At 33.1% G+C, this 19,352-nt stretch carries 20 protein-coding genes; 1 reads left to right on the forward strand and 19 read right to left on the reverse strand.

Translation table 11 applies throughout. The features are described 5' to 3' along the window. Window positions 1-6 precede the first annotated feature (6 nt). Window positions 7-630, reverse strand: a complete 624-nt coding sequence (ccpN, locus tag JG553_RS05015; protein ID WP_001789866.1) for a transcriptional regulator CcpN — start codon at window positions 628-630, stop codon at window positions 7-9. A gap of 334 nt (window positions 631-964) precedes the next feature. On the opposite strand from ccpN, the gene JG553_RS05020 reads away from it, so the two are divergent. Continuing rightward, the gene (locus JG553_RS05020; protein ID WP_001030080.1) at window positions 965-2,356 is read left to right on the forward strand and encodes a glycine--tRNA ligase; all 1,392 of its coding nucleotides are present in this window, start codon (window positions 965-967) and stop codon (window positions 2,354-2,356) included. A 149-nt stretch (window positions 2,357-2,505) separates the two neighbouring features. Here JG553_RS05020 and recO read toward each other — a convergent pair whose 3' ends face one another. From recO to hemW, 18 genes are all read right to left on the reverse strand, one after another. Then, a complete protein-coding gene (gene recO / locus JG553_RS05025) occupies window positions 2,506-3,252 on the reverse strand; it encodes a DNA repair protein RecO (RefSeq protein ID WP_001548963.1) in 747 nt (248 codons plus the stop codon). Between the two features lie 27 nt (window positions 3,253-3,279). Further along, window positions 3,280-4,179, reverse strand: a complete 900-nt coding sequence (era, locus tag JG553_RS05030) for a GTPase Era (protein ID WP_000134766.1) — start codon at window positions 4,177-4,179, stop codon at window positions 3,280-3,282. Further along, window positions 4,180-4,584 carry a cytidine deaminase gene (cdd, locus tag JG553_RS05035; RefSeq protein ID WP_000121875.1) on the reverse strand — a complete coding sequence of 135 codons (405 nt, stop codon included), beginning with the start codon at window positions 4,582-4,584 and terminating at the stop codon, window positions 4,180-4,182. It lies immediately after the preceding gene. A 10-nt stretch (window positions 4,585-4,594) separates the two neighbouring features. Then, entirely contained in the window at window positions 4,595-4,939 is a 345-nt protein-coding gene (locus JG553_RS05040; RefSeq protein ID WP_000819532.1) for a diacylglycerol kinase family protein, read from the reverse strand. Window positions 4,940-4,941: 2 nt separating this feature from the next. After that, window positions 4,942-5,409 carry an rRNA maturation RNase YbeY gene (gene ybeY, locus JG553_RS05045; protein WP_000494134.1) on the reverse strand — a complete coding sequence of 156 codons (468 nt, stop codon included), beginning with the start codon at window positions 5,407-5,409 and terminating at the stop codon, window positions 4,942-4,944. Beyond that, window positions 5,410-6,357 (reverse strand): PhoH family protein, encoded by a 948-nt coding sequence (locus tag JG553_RS05050; RefSeq protein WP_001117767.1) that lies wholly within the window; start codon window positions 6,355-6,357, stop codon window positions 5,410-5,412. It lies immediately after the preceding gene. Between the two features lie 303 nt (window positions 6,358-6,660). Continuing rightward, complete coding sequence (locus JG553_RS05055) at window positions 6,661-7,359, reverse strand: SPOR domain-containing protein (RefSeq protein ID WP_000110603.1); 699 nt, start codon at window positions 7,357-7,359, stop codon at window positions 6,661-6,663. Between the two features lie 16 nt (window positions 7,360-7,375). After that, window positions 7,376-8,365, reverse strand: coding sequence for a flotillin-like protein FloA (floA, locus tag JG553_RS05060; protein ID WP_000492114.1), 990 nt, complete (start codon window positions 8,363-8,365; stop codon window positions 7,376-7,378). 17 nt (window positions 8,366-8,382) lie between these two features. Then, entirely contained in the window at window positions 8,383-9,066 is a 684-nt protein-coding gene (locus JG553_RS05065) for an NfeD family protein (RefSeq protein WP_001802667.1), read from the reverse strand. 243 nt (window positions 9,067-9,309) lie between these two features. Continuing rightward, complete coding sequence (gene rpsU / locus JG553_RS05070) at window positions 9,310-9,486, reverse strand: 30S ribosomal protein S21 (protein WP_000048060.1); 177 nt, start codon at window positions 9,484-9,486, stop codon at window positions 9,310-9,312. Between the two features lie 292 nt (window positions 9,487-9,778). Beyond that, on the reverse strand, window positions 9,779-11,125 hold the full coding sequence (gene mtaB, locus JG553_RS05075; RefSeq protein ID WP_000108667.1) for a tRNA (N(6)-L-threonylcarbamoyladenosine(37)-C(2))-methylthiotransferase MtaB: 1,347 nt from the start codon (window positions 11,123-11,125) through the stop codon (window positions 9,779-9,781). A 6-nt stretch (window positions 11,126-11,131) separates the two neighbouring features. Continuing rightward, complete coding sequence (locus JG553_RS05080; RefSeq protein ID WP_001190128.1) at window positions 11,132-11,884, reverse strand: 16S rRNA (uracil(1498)-N(3))-methyltransferase; 753 nt, start codon at window positions 11,882-11,884, stop codon at window positions 11,132-11,134. A gap of 1 nt (window position 11,885) precedes the next feature. Next, entirely contained in the window at window positions 11,886-12,824 is a 939-nt protein-coding gene (gene prmA / locus JG553_RS05085; RefSeq protein ID WP_001104611.1) for a 50S ribosomal protein L11 methyltransferase, read from the reverse strand. 3 nt (window positions 12,825-12,827) lie between these two features. Then, on the reverse strand, window positions 12,828-13,967 hold the full coding sequence (dnaJ, locus tag JG553_RS05090; protein WP_001119021.1) for a molecular chaperone DnaJ: 1,140 nt from the start codon (window positions 13,965-13,967) through the stop codon (window positions 12,828-12,830). A gap of 135 nt (window positions 13,968-14,102) precedes the next feature. After that, the gene (gene dnaK, locus JG553_RS05095) at window positions 14,103-15,935 is read right to left on the reverse strand and encodes a molecular chaperone DnaK (RefSeq protein ID WP_000034716.1); all 1,833 of its coding nucleotides are present in this window, start codon (window positions 15,933-15,935) and stop codon (window positions 14,103-14,105) included. A gap of 68 nt (window positions 15,936-16,003) precedes the next feature. After that, window positions 16,004-16,630, reverse strand: a complete 627-nt coding sequence (grpE, locus tag JG553_RS05100) for a nucleotide exchange factor GrpE (protein ID WP_000182215.1) — start codon at window positions 16,628-16,630, stop codon at window positions 16,004-16,006. Between the two features lie 31 nt (window positions 16,631-16,661). Further along, window positions 16,662-17,639, reverse strand: a complete 978-nt coding sequence (hrcA, locus tag JG553_RS05105) for a heat-inducible transcriptional repressor HrcA (protein WP_000627140.1) — start codon at window positions 17,637-17,639, stop codon at window positions 16,662-16,664. A 100-nt stretch (window positions 17,640-17,739) separates the two neighbouring features. After that, window positions 17,740-18,864, reverse strand: coding sequence for a radical SAM family heme chaperone HemW (hemW, locus tag JG553_RS05110; RefSeq protein WP_000218088.1), 1,125 nt, complete (start codon window positions 18,862-18,864; stop codon window positions 17,740-17,742). Window positions 18,865-19,352 lie beyond the last annotated feature (488 nt).

The following is a 19,352-nucleotide window of genomic DNA, read 5'->3' on the forward strand; positions in this document are numbered from 1 at the left end:
TCTCACCTATTCTTTATATAATGCTACTAATAACTTAGCTATTGTTGTTTTGGAAATTCTTCCAATTACTTCATACTTTTGATTATCTTTTTTTCTTACAATTGGAATCGAATCAATTTCTTTTTCAATCATTCTATCTGCTGCGTATATGACTAATTCGCTTTCCTCTAAATAAGTGACATTAGGCATACGTGTCATATTTACACTGATAGGTACTTTATGAATATCTGCTCCAATCATTGAAGCTCTTAATAAATCTTTTCTTGAACACACACCAACAAAATCGTTATCTTCATTAATAATAAATAATGTACTTACATCTTCTAAAAAAATTGTACAAATAGCGTCATAAACTGTTGTATTCTCTCTTAGCACAACAGGTTGAGACATATAGTCCTTAACCTCAAATTGTCGAAGTTTTTCATTAAAAAATTTGCCTTTTGATTTACCTGAATAATAATATCCAACTCGGGGACGCGCTTCTAAAAAACCTGACATTGTTAATATCGCTAAATCTGGTCTAAGCGTTGCTCTTGTTAAATTCAACTTATCTGCTATTTGTTCACCAGTAATGGGTCCTTTAGTTTTAACAATTTCGATGATTCGTTCTTGTCTTTGACTGAGTTCTATAGGTCTTCACCCCTTTTTTATTCACCTATTATTATACCGATATTTCTTTCATGTCACAAACACATTAATTTTACTTGCCTTTAAATAATCTATCAATTAGAATAAACGTACAGCGAGTTAAGGATAGTGTAAGCTTAACAATAAGATTGGCGCAACGAATCATTTTAAAATAAAAGCGAGTGACTACACTAATTTGGGTGGAACCGCGGGTTAAATACGTAACTTATTTTGTATTATATACAATTTAAAATATTAACTCGTCCCATGGAAGTAAAGCATATTTACTATGCTGTTATTTTCCATGGGGCGTTTTCATGTATGAGGAGAGGTAATTATGGCAAAAGATATGGATACAATTGTTTCATTAGCAAAACACAGAGGTTTTGTGTTCCCTGGTAGTGATATTTACGGTGGTTTATCAAACACATGGGATTATGGTCCTTTAGGTGTTGAATTAAAGAATAATGTTAAAAAAGCTTGGTGGCAAAAATTCATTACACAATCACCGTTTAACGTTGGTATCGATGCTGCAATCTTAATGAATCCAAAAGTATGGGAAGCTTCAGGACACTTAAACAACTTCAACGACCCAATGATTGATAATAAAGATAGTAAAATTCGATATCGCGCTGATAAATTAATTGAAGATTATATGCAAGATGTTAAAGGTGATGAAAACTTCATTGCCGATGGTTTAAGTTTTGAACAAATGAAAAAAATTATTGACGATGAAGGTATTGTTTGTCCTGTAAGTAAAACTGCTAACTGGACTGAAATTCGCCAATTCAATTTAATGTTTAAAACATTCCAAGGTGTAACTGAAGATTCTACAAATGAAATTTTCTTACGTCCTGAAACAGCACAAGGTATTTTTGTAAACTATAAAAACGTGCAACGTTCAATGCGTAAAAAATTACCATTTGGTATCGGTCAAATTGGTAAATCATTCCGTAATGAAATCACTCCAGGTAACTTCATTTTCAGAACAAGAGAATTTGAACAAATGGAACTTGAATTCTTCTGTAAACCTGGAGAAGAAATCGAATGGCAAAATTATTGGAAAACTTTTGCAAGTGACTGGTTAACAAGCTTAAATATGAGCAGTGAAAATATGCGTTTACGTGATCATGATGAAGATGAATTATCTCATTACTCAAATGCAACAACTGATATTGAATATAAATTCCCATTTGGTTGGGGTGAGTTATGGGGTATCGCAAGTCGTACAGACTTCGACTTACGTAAACATGCTGAACACTCTGGTGAAGATTTCAGATACCATGATCCAGAAACGAACGAAAAATATATTCCATATTGTATCGAGCCATCACTTGGTGCAGATCGTGTAACATTAGCTTTCTTATGTGATGCATATGATGAAGAAGGCGTTGAAGGTAGTAAAGATGCACGTACAGTTTTACACTTCCATCCTGCATTAGCACCATATAAAGCAGCGATTTTACCTTTAAGTAAGAAATTATCTGGCGAAGCGATTAAGATTTTTGAGCAATTAAGTTCTAAATTCTCAATCGATTTCGATGAATCACAATCTATCGGTAAAAGATACCGTCGTCAAGATGAAATCGGTACACCTTATTGTGTAACATTCGACTTTGATTCATTAGAAGATAATCAAGTTACAGTACGTGACAGAGATTCAATGGAACAAGTTCGTATGCCAATCTCAGAGTTAGAAGCTTTCTTAACTGAAAAAACAAAATTCTAATTAAAAAGACTTTCCACCATATGTGGTGGCTATATAATTTATAAAAAGAGATACTGGTTAGTAAAATTGCCAGTATCTCTTTTCTATTCAAAAAGGTATTCAAATAAACACATCTATGTGGCTACTTGAATACCTTTTATTATTTTATGTTATTGTTCCAATCTTTTTAATTGGTTGATTAGTTTCTGACTTTTAAAAAACATACCTGCATATTCACGATATAACATTAAAATGATATCTGACATTTCATCAATAATTTCTTGATGGATATTCAATGAATTCATTTTATCTATCGGTAATTTTTGTAATACATCTAATAAATATAGTGTTTTATTCGATAATATAACTGCATGTACATCTTTAGAAGCCTCTTGCCTTGAAATCGCACCGTCAAACTTAAAACTATAACCTATTAAATCTGCTTGTGTGTCATTACCACTCACAGCACAGCGATTAAATGATGCAGTAAAACCAAATCGTTTCATGCACTTTAACATAACTACGACTGACATTAACTGTGCAGATGTACCTGATTCTATTTTTTCAAGAACAAATTGTAATAATTGATAGTTATATGGTGCAATGTCACCTTCATCCATTGAGCGCTCAATAGTTTCAGCTGCCAGAGCGGCATAACTGCTTACGTAAAGGTCCATTTGTAATTTATAATGTTGACTAATAACATCTACAGAATTTAACGTTCCCATACCTCGCCACTGATTGTAAATAAACAAACCATAAACAAACAATTGCGTTTGCGCTTGTAAACCCGTCTTAACTTTTTTAGCACGTCTTGCCATAAGTGGTACTTTTGCACCATGCTCATTTAAAATCGTGATAATTTTATCAGATTCACCATAATCAACTGCTTTGATGATAATCCCTTTTTGGCGCATTAACAATTATCTTCACCACTTTTAAGATTAATCTTGGTCTTCAACATAACCAATTTGGCGAATAAAGTTAACTTTGTTTCGCCAGTCTCTTTGAACTTTGACCCATAATTCTAAGTAAACTTTAGAGCCTAGAAGCATTTCTATATCACGTCTCGCACGTTTTCCTACTTCTTTTAACTTTTTACCGCCTTTTCCAATGACAATTCCTTTTTGCGAACCTCTTTCAACATATATAGTTGCTTCGATATGAACACGATCTTCGCTTTCTTTAACCATACGGTCCACATTAACACCAATCGCATGAGGGATTTCTTCACTTGTAAGATGAAGGATTTTTTCACGAATGATTTCACCCACTACAAATTGTTCAGGATGGTCTGAAATTTGATCATCTGGATAATATTTAGGTCCTTCGGGTAAATACGTCTTTAAAACATCAATAAAATGATCGACATTTAGCCCTTCTAATGCTGAAATAGGTACAATCTCTGTAAAGTCCATATAACTTTGATATTCTTCAATCTTTGGCATTAATTCATCTGGATGCACTAAATCTATTTTATTTAATACTAAAAATACTGGTGTCTTAACATTTTTCAACATTTCTATAATATATTCATCGCCTCGTCCAATTTCCTCATTGGCATTAACCATAAACATGATTGCATCTATCTCAGATAATGTATTTTTAGCGACTTTCATCATATAGTCACCTAATTTGTGTTTAGGTTTATGAATACCTGGCGTATCAATGAATATAATTTGCGCGTCATCTCTTGTCATAACACCTTGAATTTTATTTCTAGTTGTTTGAGCTTTATCGGACATGATTGCTATTTTATGGCCGATCACTCTATTAACAAATGTTGACTTTCCTACATTTGGTCTACCTATAATTGAAACAAATCCTGATTTATGTTCTGTCATTTATTCTAAATCCTTTCCTGAAAATCCAAATGGTAGTAACTCTGCGACTGTCATCATAACCATATCTCCTTTATGATTTGTCATATACACAGGCATATCATCATCACATAATTCCTTCAAAACTTGACGACATGCACCACAAGGTGATGACGGTTTATCTGCATCTACGGTTACAGTTATTGATTCAAAATCACCTGGTCTGTATCCTTGAGAAATTGCCGATACCAAACTAGCTCGTTCAGCACATATCGATAATGGATAAGAAGCATTTTCTACATTGGTACCATAAAAAGTTCTACCGTCTTTCGTTTTTAAATAAGCCCCTACTTTAAATTGACTGTATGGCGAATATGATTCTTGTTGTGCTTTTCTAACTTCTTGAAAATAATGAGGTTGATAACTCATATATGCCTCCCTAAAATAACGCTATAAAATGTGGTAAAAATACTATTAAACCTATAATAAATGCTAATATTGAAACTATAAGTACACTAAAAGCCGCAATATCTTTAGCGTATTTAGCTAAATCATGATATTCAACGGTCACTAAATCGACAACATATTCAATAGCAGTGTTTAAAGCTTCAACAGTGAGAACTAATGCAATAGCAATGAGTATAAATATCCACTCAATCCGATTAATATTTAGTACGAGACCAAAGACAATAGCAACAATCATTGCAAACACATGTAAAAGAAATTTATAGTCTTTTTGAATTAAGATTTTCAGCCCATCAAGTGCATATTTAAACCTTTTCATAATTAGTCTCGTGTTAATCCATATGCGTTTAATATTGTATCTTGTCGACCAAACATTTCCTTTTCATCCGCTTCAGTCATATGATCATAACCTAATAGATGCAAAAATCCATGTAATGCTAAAAATCCTAATTCTCGTTCAAAAGAATGTCCGTAATTGTTTGCTTGTTCTTGCGCTACATCCGTACAGATAATTATATCCCCTAAAACACGTGGTATATCAAGACCACTAAAATCAATCTCTGGCTCATCTTCTTCTAAAGCAAATGAGATTACATCTGTAACTTTATCTTTATCTCTATATGTTCGATTAATTTCTTGTATTTCTTGTTTATCTACAAATGTAACAGAAAGCTCAGCATCGTCTTCTATATGCTCTTCTTTTTTAGCAAATTCTAATAAATCTTCAATTTGTTTATACCAAGCATCTTTAACTAAGCCTGTGTGATCGCTAAAATCTATCGTAAACATTTAATTCTCTCCTTCATAATGTTCAATGATCTTACTTACCAATGGATGTCTGACTACATCGCTCTGATCTAATTTCAATATACTTATACCTTTAACGTTGTGTAACCTACTGACCGCTTCCTTAAGTCCACTTTTAACACCTTTAGGTAAATCGATTTGAGTTTGGTCACCAGTAACTACCATTTTTGAGCCAAAACCTAGTCTTGTTAAAAACATTTTCATTTGCGCATGTGTCGTATTCTGCGCCTCATCAAGAATTACAAATGCATCTTCTAATGTTCGTCCGCGCATATATGCAAGTGGCGCTATTTCGATAATGCCTCTTTCAATAAATCGCTCTGTTTGTTCACGCCCAAGAACAGTATATAGACCATCATATAAAGGTCTTAAATATGGATCTACCTTTTCTTTCAAATCTCCTGGTAAAAATCCAAGTGACTCTCCTGCTTCAACAGCAGGTCTTGTTAATACAATACGTTTAACAGCACCTTTACGGAGTTGCTTTGCTGCATAAACTACAGCTAAGAATGTCTTACCTGTACCAGCAGGACCTATACCAAATACTAAATCATTATTTTTCATGGCATTAACATATATACGTTGCCCCATCGTTTTCGCACGAATCGTCTTACCAAATGCATCTTTAGTTATCTCTTCATCATATAAATCTAACAGATGTTGAATTGTGTTATTATGCGCCATTTTAATAGCTGCTTCAACATCTTTAATTGTAATATTATTACCTAAATCAATAACCTTCAGCAAATTGATTAATACTGATTCCGCTTTTTCTACGTTTTCTATTTTTGTACCTTTAACGGCAACTTCTTGTCCTCTTGCATGGATGACAACATCGAAACTCTCTTCAATTGCTTTTAAATGTTCATCATTATTTCCAATTAAAGCTTGAGATTGGTTCATATCGTCTATTTGTATAATTCCAGGCATACACGCGCTCCTTTTCATATATCATTTATATTCATTCTATGATGCTTTAATATCTACTTAATTATATCATGCAATTGATTGATTTAAACATCTTTGCATTGACTTACTCATTTTTCTTTAATTTAAAATAATCATTTATACTTTTCACCTTGTCATAAAAGCAGATTCAATTTTAGACTAATCAATTTTTTGCTGTAATTTAAATAACTAATATTTCTCGAAAAATTCTCTTTGTTTTTTAATTTTCCTTAACGTAAAAAAACAAGCAACTACCATTACGATAGTGCTTGTTTTCAAAAAATTTTATAATTGTTTTGGTTTAGCTAAAATTTCTGACCATATCATACCATTGATTACTTCATCTTTATCAAATTGGAACGCTGATTTAGTCAAATCTTTTTCGACATTTTGAGAATTAAGCAGCTGCTTTAATTTCAAACGTTTTGTACGTTCAGATAAGTATTTATCCTCAATAATATCTCTAGCACGTTTTTCCATTTTAGCAATTTGCTTTTCTTTTTCTCTATCAATGTCAGTACGAATCGTTTTAATATCATCTCTAAGTGATTTTTCTAATTGACGTCTAATTTCGTCAGAATTATCTTGTCTAGAAGGTCTATGTTTCTGCTCCACCGGTTCTGCTTTAGGCACTGTGATTGGTTTCTCTGTCATCGGTTTTGTTTCTTGTTGTTTTTTAGGTGCCATAGGTTCTACAACAGGTTTCGATTTAGGCTCTTCCTTTGGAAGTTCATCGAATAAAGGTGGTAACGTATCATCATATTTTCGTTTCGATGATTTCTTTTCTTCTTCATTTAATTCTTCACTTATTTCTTTAAACGTTCGCTCAATTTCTTCAAAAAAGCCACCTTTTTTTGGTTCATTATCGGTAGATGTTTTTTGAGGTGGCTTTTGATTTTGTCTATCTTTATGACTATTTTCGCGCATAGTAGTAATGATAGAAATGATCACTGATATGACAAAAATTAGAATACCGACACTCATTTAATCACCTCTCGACTTAATGTTCAGGTGACTCATCATCACTTTGATCAGTTCGTTTATTAATTGCATTTCTCATGCCTGTATCAGCTTCGATATTTTTCAAATTATAATAATCTTTAACACTGATATTACCTGAACGTAATGCTTCAGCCATAGCTAATGGTACTTCAGATTCGGCTTCAACTACTTTAGCATGCATTTCTTGTACACGCGCTTTCATTTCTTGCTCAGTTGCTACAGCCATAGCTCTACGTTCTTCAGCTTTTGCTTGTGCAATATTTTTGTCTGCTAATGCTTGTTCAGTTTGTAAGTCTGCACCAATATTTTTACTAATATCAACGTCAGCAATATCAATTGATAAAATTTCAAATGCAGTACCTGAATCTAAACCTTTGCTTAAAACTGTTTTAGAAATATTATCTGGGTTTTCAAGTACTTCTGTATGATGCTTACTAGAACCAATTGTTGAAACGATACCTTCACCAACACGTGCGATGATTGTTTCTTCACCAGCACCACCAACAAGTCGAGCAATATTAGCTCTAACTGTGATACGAGCTTTGGCTTTCACTTCAATACCGTTCATTGCTACACCTGCGATAAATGGTGTTTCAATGACTTTAGGATTAACAGACATTTGAACCGCTTCTAATACGTCACGTCCTGCAAGGTCAATTGCAGCAGCACGTTCGAAAGGAAGATCAATGTCAGCACGTTGTGCAGCAATATTAGCGTCAACAACTCTGTCAACATTTCCTCCTGCTAGATAATGCGATTCTAATTGGTTTGTTGTTAATGCTAGTCCTGCTTTGTGCGCTTTAATTAATGGCGCTATAACTTTTCTTGGAGATACACGACGTAAACGCATACCAACCAATGTACCTATACCAACATGAACGCCAGCTGCTAACGCTGAAATCCATAAACCAATGGGTACAAATGAGAATAAAATAAGTAATGCAACTACTATAATAACTGCTATTACGATAAAACTTAAACTAAACATGGTATCGCTCCTTTTAATTAATCTACTTCCCTCACAACTACTCTTGTTCCTTCAACTTCAAGGATTTTTACCGTTTTATTGCGCAAAATAAAGTTGCCATCTGAAACAGCATCAATACGTTCATTTTCACAAAAAATAATCCCTGCAGGTCGAAGATCTGTAACTGTTTGAGCAGTCTTTCCTACGAGGTGCGAGCGGTTATCATGAGAATTGTAACCTGACTCAGAATTAGTTGAATCTTTTAAGATAACTTTATCCAAAAACGGAATCTTTCTGTTGAAAATCTTCACTAATATCACCCATTCTACAATCGTTAAAATCAAGGCAACGATAACATTCGCAAGCATAAATAGCAAATTATCACCGAGCGTTGTTATGCTTATAGTTATCAGTATCATGCCAATAATACCAATTACTGCACCAACTACAAATAATTCAATTACAACTAATATAACGCCAATTGAGAATATTAAGATAGAATGCATATTGACATTTCCTTGGATTAGAAATCCCAAAAATAAAATAAGTAATGATAATGTGGCGATAATACCAGCTGCATTGATTTTTTTAGAGTAAAGTTGATATACAAATCCTAAGAATGTCAAACAGGTTAATATTAACGTAAAAATAGGTTGAACAATTATATTGCTAACTTGTTCAACCCAAGTATCTCCAGCCGTTGATTCCAAGATAGTTGTCATTTGTAAAAAATTATTATAACTCACAATTTCACCTCGCCCTCACATTAATTATACATGAAATTGAATATACTTTATAGTTATAAGAACCTATAGAATATCAATTTGATTATTTATAAACTATATAACTTTTTTTAATTAAAAATTGACAACAAAAAAACATCACATATTAGTGTCAGACACTAACTTGTGATGTTTGTTTTATATAATTAATATTCGTGTTGAGGGAGTCAACAGAGGTATTAATTATTTGAATTTACGTTTACGTGCAGCTTCTGATTTCTTTTTACGTTTTACGCTTGGTTTTTCGTAAAATTCACGTTTACGTACTTCTTGGATTGTTCCACTTTTAGAAACTGAACGTTTAAATCTACGTAACGCATCTTCAAGTGATTCATTTTTACGTACTACTGTTTTAGACATCTGTATTTCCCTCCCTCCAAATATCAACGGAACTTTATAGTCAATTGCACAGTAAAACTATGCATTTATAAGTATAATATATCTGTAATTTATGGTCAATTAGTAAATTGTTTTTTATTTGAAACATATTTCACATCAAAATCACAAAGACTTTTAGATTTTGTTCTAAAAATCTCTTAATAATTTATTTAATGAGAAGAGTTGCTTATATAGTAAATTGTGAAGCCGTTAAAACAACGTTACAAAACCTATATCTTTAATACGGAACCATATGGTATGAATCAAGGAATACTTAAACTAAAACTTCTCTATCAGATTTATTTGTTGCGAAATCAACAACTTTAATTGCTTGCCCTTCATTTAATGGATAATTTGCTTGCGTAATTTTAACTTTTACAATTTGACCTATGAGTGATTCGTCACCTTCAAATTGTACTTTCATATAATTATCTGCATATCCAACTAATGTACCTTCTGTGTCACCCTGTTCCTCAGGAATTACTTCAAGCACATCTTGATCAAATTTAGACGCATATAACTTTCCGAGTTGATTGCTTAGCGTAATTAACTTATGCACCCGTTCATTTTTAATTTCTTCATCAATTTGGTCATCCATTCTTGCAGCTGGCGTGCCAATTCTAGGAGAATAAGGGAAAACATGCAGTTCAGAGAACTTATGCTTTACGATAAAATCATATGTTTCTTGGAACTCAGCTTCAGTTTCACCTGGGAAACCAACAATTACATCACTCGTAACTGCCAAGTCTGGTAAAGCTTTATGCAATTTTGTTAATCGTTCTGAAAATCTATCCATTGTATACTTACGTCTCATACGTTTTAATACTGTATCTGAACCAGATTGTAATGGAATATGCAAATGACGCACAACTTTTGTTGAACGTTCTAAAACGTCAATTACTTCATCTGTAAGTTGACTTGCTTCAATTGAAGAAATTCGAATTCGTTCTAATCCATTAATCGTTTCAAGATCACGTAATAATTGGGCCAAGTTATAATCTTTTAAATCTTGACCATATCCACCTGTATGAATTCCCGTCAATACAATTTCCTTATATCCTGAATTCACTAGTTGCGTCGCTTGTTCAACTACTTTTTCCGGATCTCTTGAACGCATTAAGCCACGAGCCCATGGAATAATACAGAATGTGCAGAAGTTGTTACAACCTTCTTGAATTTTTAATGACGCACGTGTTCTATCTGTAAAATAAGGGACATCTAATTCTTCATATTTACGATTTTTCATGATATTTCCAACACCATTAATTGGTTGGCGTTCTTTACGGAATTCGTCAATGTAACCTAATAGTTTATGTCTATCTTGTGTACCAACTACTACATCGACACCAGGAATTTCCATAATTTCAGCTGATGAAGTTTGCGCATAACAACCTGTTACACAGATTACAGCATCAGGATTTTGTCTTATTGCACGTCTAATTATTTGACGACTTTTTTTATCACCCGTATTCGTTACTGTACAAGTATTAATAACAAATACATCAGCATTCGCTTCAAAGTCAACGCGCTCATAGTTTGCTTCTTTAAATAATTGCCAGATTGCTTCAGTTTCATAATGGTTTACTTTACAACCTAATGTGTGAAACGCAACTGTTGACATAAATATTCACCCCATTAATTCTTTTTCATAACTTATTGCACTTAACGCATACAATGGCGCAGTTTCTGCCCGTAAAATTCTCGGCCCAAGACCAACAACTGTACTAGTATTACTAAATAATGAAATTTCATTTTCTGACAAACCACCCTCAGGACCAAAAATCATCAACACTTTATCCTGAGCATTGAATTGTTGTAAAGTTTGCTTGAAATTGCTTAACTCACCATCTTTTGCTTCCTCTTCATATGCAATAAGAATATAGTCATAATTATCAATAGTATCACAAATTAATTTTAAATTCGACTCGAATTGAATAGATGGAATCACTAAACGATAGCTTTGTTCAGCAGCTTCTTTAATTATTTTTTGCCAACGCTCTATCTTTTTGGCAACTTTTGCCTCGTTTAATTTAACAATTGAACGTTCCATGCTCACAGCTATAAATGATGAAGCACCCAATTCAGTAGCTTTTTGTAGCAACCACTCATATTTGTCAGCTTTGATTAGTCCACTGCAAATCGTAACATCAACTGGCAATTCTGTATTAATATTTTGTTTTTCTTTTAAATCAACTTCAATTTTATCACTTGTTATGTCAGCAATTTCACATAAATAAACTGTTTGATCATTAAAAGTTAAAATAATTTTACTACCAACATCATATCTCATTACATTTGTTATATGATGAATATCTTCTTTTTTTGTAATAAAAAAACGCTGACTTACATCAGCGTTTTGGTCTATGAAATAACGTTGCACATTATTCACTCACTTTCTGGCCAACAAGACAAACCCAACCGTTGTCATGTTGTTCTGAAATAATTTTAAAACCTACACGCTCCATATGTGACTGTATACCTTCATACTTCTCTTTTATAATACCAGAAGTAATAAAATAACCGCCTTCATTTAGAGTATTATAAGCATCTTCAATCATTTCATCAATAATATGCGCTAAAATATTTGCTATTACAATATCAAATTTTTCTGTTTCGTCTTTCAATAAGTTACCTGGAACAGCTTCAATTAACGTTTCACAATGATTTCTTCTGAAGTTTTCTTTAGCTACACTCACTGCCATTTCATCAATATCCAACGCTTTAATACGTTTTACACCGATTAGATGACTTGCAATACTTAATATACCTGAGCCAGTACCAACATCAATTACTGAATGCTGTGGCAATACATATGTTTCTATTGCCTTCAAACACATACTTGTAGTCGGATGATCACCTGTTCCAAAAGCCATACCTGGGTCGAGCTCAATGCAAAGCTCTTCATCCGCTTCTTTAGCATATGTTTCCCAACTAGGAACTATTGTGAACTTCTTCGACGCTCGGAATGGATGGAAATAGTTTTTCCATTCATTTTCCCAATCCGTCTCTGCAATAATTTGCTCACTGAATTGAACGTTATGTTGATCAAGTTCATCTAAATTTAATAACTCATCTTTAATTTGCTGTCGCAACTTATCATCATAAGTCATTTCATTAAAATAGGCTTTCAATCTTACTCCCTTATCTGGATAATCCTCTTTTTTCAAAGCGTAAATTTCACCGTATTTATCTTCTGGTTGGTTAATTAAATCATCTGAATCTTCTATCACGACACCATTTGATCCATGATTTTCAAGTATATTGGTAGCCAATTCTACTGCTTCATGATTAATAATAATTGAAAGCTCTGTCCAGTTCATACTTTATTCTCCCTTAAAGAATCTTTTTGCTCTATCTTTAAAATTCGAAGGTTGTTCATTAATTTCTTCACCATTTAATTGGGCAAATTCTTTCATTAGTTCTTTTTGTCTATCTGTTAATTTAGTAGGCGTTACTACTTTAATATCAACATATAAATCTCCGTATCCATAGCCATGAACATTTTTTATACCCTTTTCTTTTAAGCGGAATTGCTTACCTGTTTGTGTACCAGCAGGGATTGTTAACATAACTTCATTATTTAATGTTGGTATTTTTATTTCATCGCCTAAAGCTGCTTGTGGGAAGCTAACATTTAATTTGTAATAAATATCATCACCATCACGTTTAAATGTTTCAGATGGTTTAACTCTAAATACTACGTATAAATCACCAGCAGGTCCTCCATTCACGCCTGGAGAGCCTTCACCAGCTAATCTAATTTGTTGTTCATTGTCGACACCTTCAGGTACTTTCACTTCTAATTTAACTGTTTTATTTTCAGTACCTTTTCCGTGACATGTTGGACAAGCTTCTTCAAATTCTTGACCACTTCCATTACATTTAGGACAAACTTGTTCAGTACGAACTCTACCTAAAATTGTGTTTTGTTCTACAGCTACATGACCAGCGCCATTACAGTAACTACAAGTCTTTTTACTTGTTCCAGGCTTTGCACCATCACCATGACATGTTTCGCATGTTACATCTTTACGGATTGAAATTTCTTTTGTTGTACCAAATACCGCTTCTTCAAATGTTAATGTCATTGTATACTGAAGATCATCACCTTTTTGCGGTGCATTTGGATCTCTTTGTCTGCCGCCACCGAAGAAAGAGCTAAAGATATCTTCAAAACCGCCGCCACCGAAGCCACTAAAACCGCCAAAGTCAGAGCCATTGAATCCTTGTCCACCAAAACCTTGTGGACCATCATGTCCAAATTGATCATAGCTTGCGCGTTTATTATCATCACTTAAAACTTCATAGGCTTCAGAAATTTCTTTAAACTTTTCATCTGCACCTTCTTCTTTGTTAATATCTGGATGATATTTTTTCGAAAGCTTTCGATACGCTTTTTTGATTTCATCTTTTGAAGCATCCTTACTAATGCCTAAAACTTCATAATAATCTCTTTTGGCCACAGCTATCTCTCCTTTTCTTAATTAACTCATATAGTTTAACGTAATATGTCATACTATCCAAATAAAAAGCCAAAGCCAATGTTCTATTGACTTTGACTTTTCAGATCATGACAACATTCTAATTGTATTGTTTAATTATTTTTTGTCGTCGTCTTTTACTTCTTTAAATTCAGCATCTTCTACAGTACTATCATTGTTTTGACCAGCATTAGCACCTTGTGCTTGTTGTTGCTGTTGAGCCGCTTGCTCATATACTTTTGCTGATAATTCTTGAATCACTTTTTCAAGTTCTTCTTTTTTAGATTTAATATCTTCTATATCTTGACCTTCTAAAGCAGTTTTAAGAGCGTCTTTTTTCTCTTCAGCAGATTTTTTATCTTCTTCACCGATATTTTCGCCTAAATCAGTTAAAGTTTTTTCAACTTGGAATACTAGACTGTCAGCTTCGTTTCTTAAGTCTACTTCTTCACGACGTTTTTTATCTGCTTCAGCGTTAACTTCAGCATCTTTTACCATACGGTCGATTTCTTCGTCTGATAATGAAGAACTTGATTGAATTGTAATTCTTTGTTCTTTATTTGTACCTAAGTCTTTTGCAGTTACATTTACAATACCGTTTTTATCGATATCAAACGTTACTTCAATTTGAGGTTTACCACGTTCAGCTGGTGGAATATCAGTCAATTGGAATCTACCAAGTGTTTTATTATCCGCAGCCATTGGACGTTCACCTTGTAATACGTGTACATCTACTGATGGTTGATTATCTACTGCTGTTGAATAGATTTGAGATTTAGATGTAGGAATCGTAGTGTTACGTTCAATTAACGTATTCATACGTCCACCTAAAATTTCAATACCTAAAGATAGTGGTGTTACGTCTAATAATACTACGTCTTTAACGTCACCTGTGATAACGCCACCTTGGATTGCAGCTCCCATTGCCACTACTTCGTCCGGGTTTACTCCTTTGTTAGGCTCTTTACCGATTTCTTTTTTGACAGCTTCTTGTACTGCTGGAATACGAGTTGATCCACCAACTAAGATAACTTCATCGATATCTGAGTTTGTTAAGCCAGCGTCTTTCATTGCTTGGCGTGTAGGTTCCATTGTTCTTCTAATTAATGAATCTGATAATTCTTCAAATTTAGAACGAGTTAAGTTTACTTCTAAGTGTAATGGACCGTTTTCACCAGCTGAGATAAATGGTAATGAGATTTGAGTTTGTGATACACCTGATAAGTCTTTTTTAGCTTTTTCAGCAGCATCTTTCAAACGTTGTAATGCCATTTTATCTTGAGATAAGTCTACGCCATTTTCTTTTTTGAATTCTGCAACTAGGTAGTCAATAATTACTTGGTCAAAATCATCACCGCCAAGTTTGTTGTCACCGGCTGTTGATAGTACTTCGAATACACCGTCACCTAATTCTAGGATAGATACGTCAAATGTACCGCCACCTAAGTCAAAAACAAGAACTTTTTCATCTTTATCAGTTTTGTCTAAACCATATGCTAATGCTGCAGCTGTTGGTTCATTAATGATACGCTCAACTTCTAAACCAGCAATTTTACCAGCATCTTTAGTTGCTTGACGTTCAGCATCGTTAAAGTATGCAGGTACTGTAATTACAGCTTTGTCAACTTTCTCACCTAAATAGCTTTCAGCTGTATTTTTTAAGTTTTGTAAAATCATAGCTGAGATTTCTTGTGGTGTGTATGATTTACCTTCAATATCTACTTTATAATCAGTACCCATATGACGTTTAATAGATTGAACAGTGTTTGGGTTTGTAATAGCTTGACGTTTTGCTACTTCACCAACTTGAGTTTCTCCATTTTTGAAAGCTACAACAGATGGTGTTGTACGTGAACCTTCAGGGTTTTGAATTACTTTTGGCTCATCGCCTTCTAATACTGTTACACATGAATTTGTTGTACCTAAGTCTATACCAATAATTTTACTCATAATAAAATTCCTCCATTTAATCATTAAATTAATTTAATTTTAAACAATGTCTTTTCGCCAAATTTAAGTTATTGGTTTACTTTGACCATTGATGGTCTTAATACTCTATCTTTAAGCTTGTATCCTTTTTGTAGTTCTTGAGTGATTTCGCCAGATTCAAAATCAGGGTTATCATCTTGAACTACAGCTTGGTGAATATTTGGATCAAATGCTTCACCTTCAGTTTTAATAACTTCAAGACCATTATCTTTTAGTGCGTTAATCAAACTTTCATGCACCATTTGTACACCTTTTTGAAGAGATTTAAAAGTCTCATCATCACCTTCAATTTGAAGTGCACGTTCTATATTGTCTATTGCTGGTAAAATATCTGTTAACACACGTTGTGCTTGATATGTTTTGTTTATTTCATTTTCTTTTTGAATTCTACGCTTATAATTTTCAAACTCAGCGTAGAGCCTTAAATATTTCTCTTCGTTTTCATCTGCTAATTGTTGAAGTTCATTAATTTTTTGATCTTTTGGATCTATTTCTTCAATAACATTCTCGTCAGACGTTTCTTCTATTGCTTCATCTTGTAAATGACCTTTACTTTCTTCAGCTTGTTCAACTGAATCATCAATATTTTGTTTGACGTTTGTTTCTTCAACTGTTGATTCAGTGTTTTTTTCAACTGATTCGTCTTTATTTGTCATTTTCTGTCCTCCAATACTTTCTAATCCATCATTACCAAATTCTATTTAATAATTGAATGACATTTTGATAATGCATAGCTGTAGGTCCAATCACAGCGATTTGACCTTTTAACGTTTCATCAAAATGATATTGACTTGTTACAATTGAAATATCACTTAAGCTGTCATCAATTTCATTACCAATTTTTACATTAATATTTGGTGAAGATATATCTTGTAATAATTCTGCAATTCTATTTGATTCTATATATTGTAGAATGGGCTGAATTGAAGATACATTACTTTCATTCAATGCATCAATAAGTTTAACCTTTCCACCCATATAAATGCTATTACTTTGATTAGAAATATGATTATTCATCGTATTTAACAATTTATTGATAAAAATTTCTTCCTGCTCTGATTGAACAAAAGAGACAATATCATCTTGTAAATTCTGATTAAACTCAGTTAGTTTGTTTGTAACAAAATTTGATATTGTATTTAGTTTGTCATTATTAAACGGTATGTCTGAAGCAAGATGTACATGCTCAACATGACCTGATGAAAATACGATAACCATTATAACTAAATTAGGATTAGCACGAATCAAGTGTACATTATTGATAATATCTTGTTTATGATTAGGATGAACAACTAAAGTTGTATATTGAGATATATTTGATAATTCATCTGCAAAATATGTCAATGCTGATGATACATCATATTGATTCTCAACTAACAATTGATTTAATCGTCTTAATTTATTTGTTTTTTGATGAGATGTTTGTTCAAGTAAACGATTGACATAATACCTAAAACCTAATTGTGATGGCGAACGCCCTGAAGAACTATGTGTCTTCTCGATATAGTTTAAATCTTCAAGCTGTTTCATCTCATTTCTAATTGTAGCAGGACTAACATTCAAGTTATGTCGCTCAATTAGTGTTTTAGAACCAACGGGTTGTCCAAAATCAACATAATCCTCAACAATTGCGTTTAATATACTCAATTGCCTATCTGTAATCATGTTTTCACCTCATTAGCACTCACTTATCTCAAGTGCTAATTATAATTTATCAAATTGGTCAAAGTAAGTCAATGTTAAAGACTCGAAATTTCAATTTTTTTTAATCATTTATTAGGAAAGCTTCAAAAACCTCATTACCTATGACTTTCCCTCTATTTGTAAGTGCAATCACATCGTTCTTTTCTACAATTAATTCCTTCTCTTTTAAATTATTTATTGTTTGACCAAAGACACTTTCAATAGATTGGTCAAACTTCTTTTTGAACCTACTACTACTCACACCTTCATTTAAACGCAACCCAAGAAACATTTCTTCTTCCATTCTCTCAGTCAAAGAAGGTTTATTTGATACTAAAATTGCTTTACTTTCTTTATTTATAGCTTTGATATAATGATTCACTGGATTGATATTCGTATAACGCACACCATCTACATAACCACTTGCACCTGCTCCAAATCCATAATATTCCTCATTAAACCAGTAAACCTTATTATGTTCTGATTCATGGCCATCTAATGCAAAATTAGATATTTCGTATTGATGGAAAGGAGATTGTTCTATCTTAGACATCAGCAACTGATACATGTCAGCACCTAAATCCTCATTAGCAAGTTTGAGCAAGCCTTTTCTATACATATTATAAAATTGGGTTTTAGGTTCAAGTATTAAGCCGTAACTCGAAATATGTTGAATATCCATATCTAAAGCTAGATCTAAACTTTGTTCAAAATCTTCAATCGTCTGTTTCGGTAAATGATACATTAAATCTAAACTGATTGATTTAATACCTGCGTTTTTAGCATTTAACACCGAAGTGTAAATATCTTCAGTATTGTGCGTTCTACCTAAAACAGACAATAACTCCGGCTTGAATGTTTGAACGCCCATTGAAATCCTTTTTACTCCATATTTCTCTAATAGTTGGACTTTCTCTTTAGTTAACTCATCAGGATTTGCTTCAAATGTATACTCGCCTGTGATTGTAAACGTATCACGTATTGCTTTAAGTAATCTTTCCAACTGATTAATAGAAAGGGCCGTTGGTGTGCCGCCACCTACATACATGGTCTTTAAGATCCTATATTTTGCTGTAGACATTTCTGTGATTAGTGCATCTAAGTACTCATCTACAGGTTGATTCTGTATAAAATATTTATTGAAATCACAATATGTACATATTCTTACACAAAATGGAATATGTATATATGCACTTTGTACCGTCATTTTAATGCCCCGCTTCTCAGACTTTTTATCCAATCGGCTATATCCTGTTGGACTATCTGCAATTATTCTTACTTTTAACTTTAACGTTTAATCAATGATTGTCTAATATATCGATTCATTTTAATATTTATTCTTGTTTAGAGGGAGTGAGATAGAAATAATAAAGAACCACTAATGATTTATTATGTAGTGGCTCTTACACATTAGCCAGATGTAATATGTCCTTAAAAATAAAATTACATGAGTAAAACTCATGCATAAGGGAGTGGGACAGAAATGATATTTTCGCAAAATTTATTTCGTCGTCCCACCCCAACTTGCATTGCCTGTAGAATTTCTTTTCGAAATTCTCTATGTTGGGGCCCCACCCCAACTTGCACATTATAGTAAGCTGACTTTTCGTCAGCTTCTGTGTTGGGGCCCCATTGTTATAAGCTCATTTTAACTCTGTCGATGGCTGCCAATATAACATTGTAAAGCCCAGGACG

Origin of the sequence: Staphylococcus sp. T93, assembly GCF_016743875.1 — a bacterium.
Taxonomy (GTDB): Bacteria; Bacillota; Bacilli; order Staphylococcales; family Staphylococcaceae; genus Staphylococcus; species Staphylococcus aureus.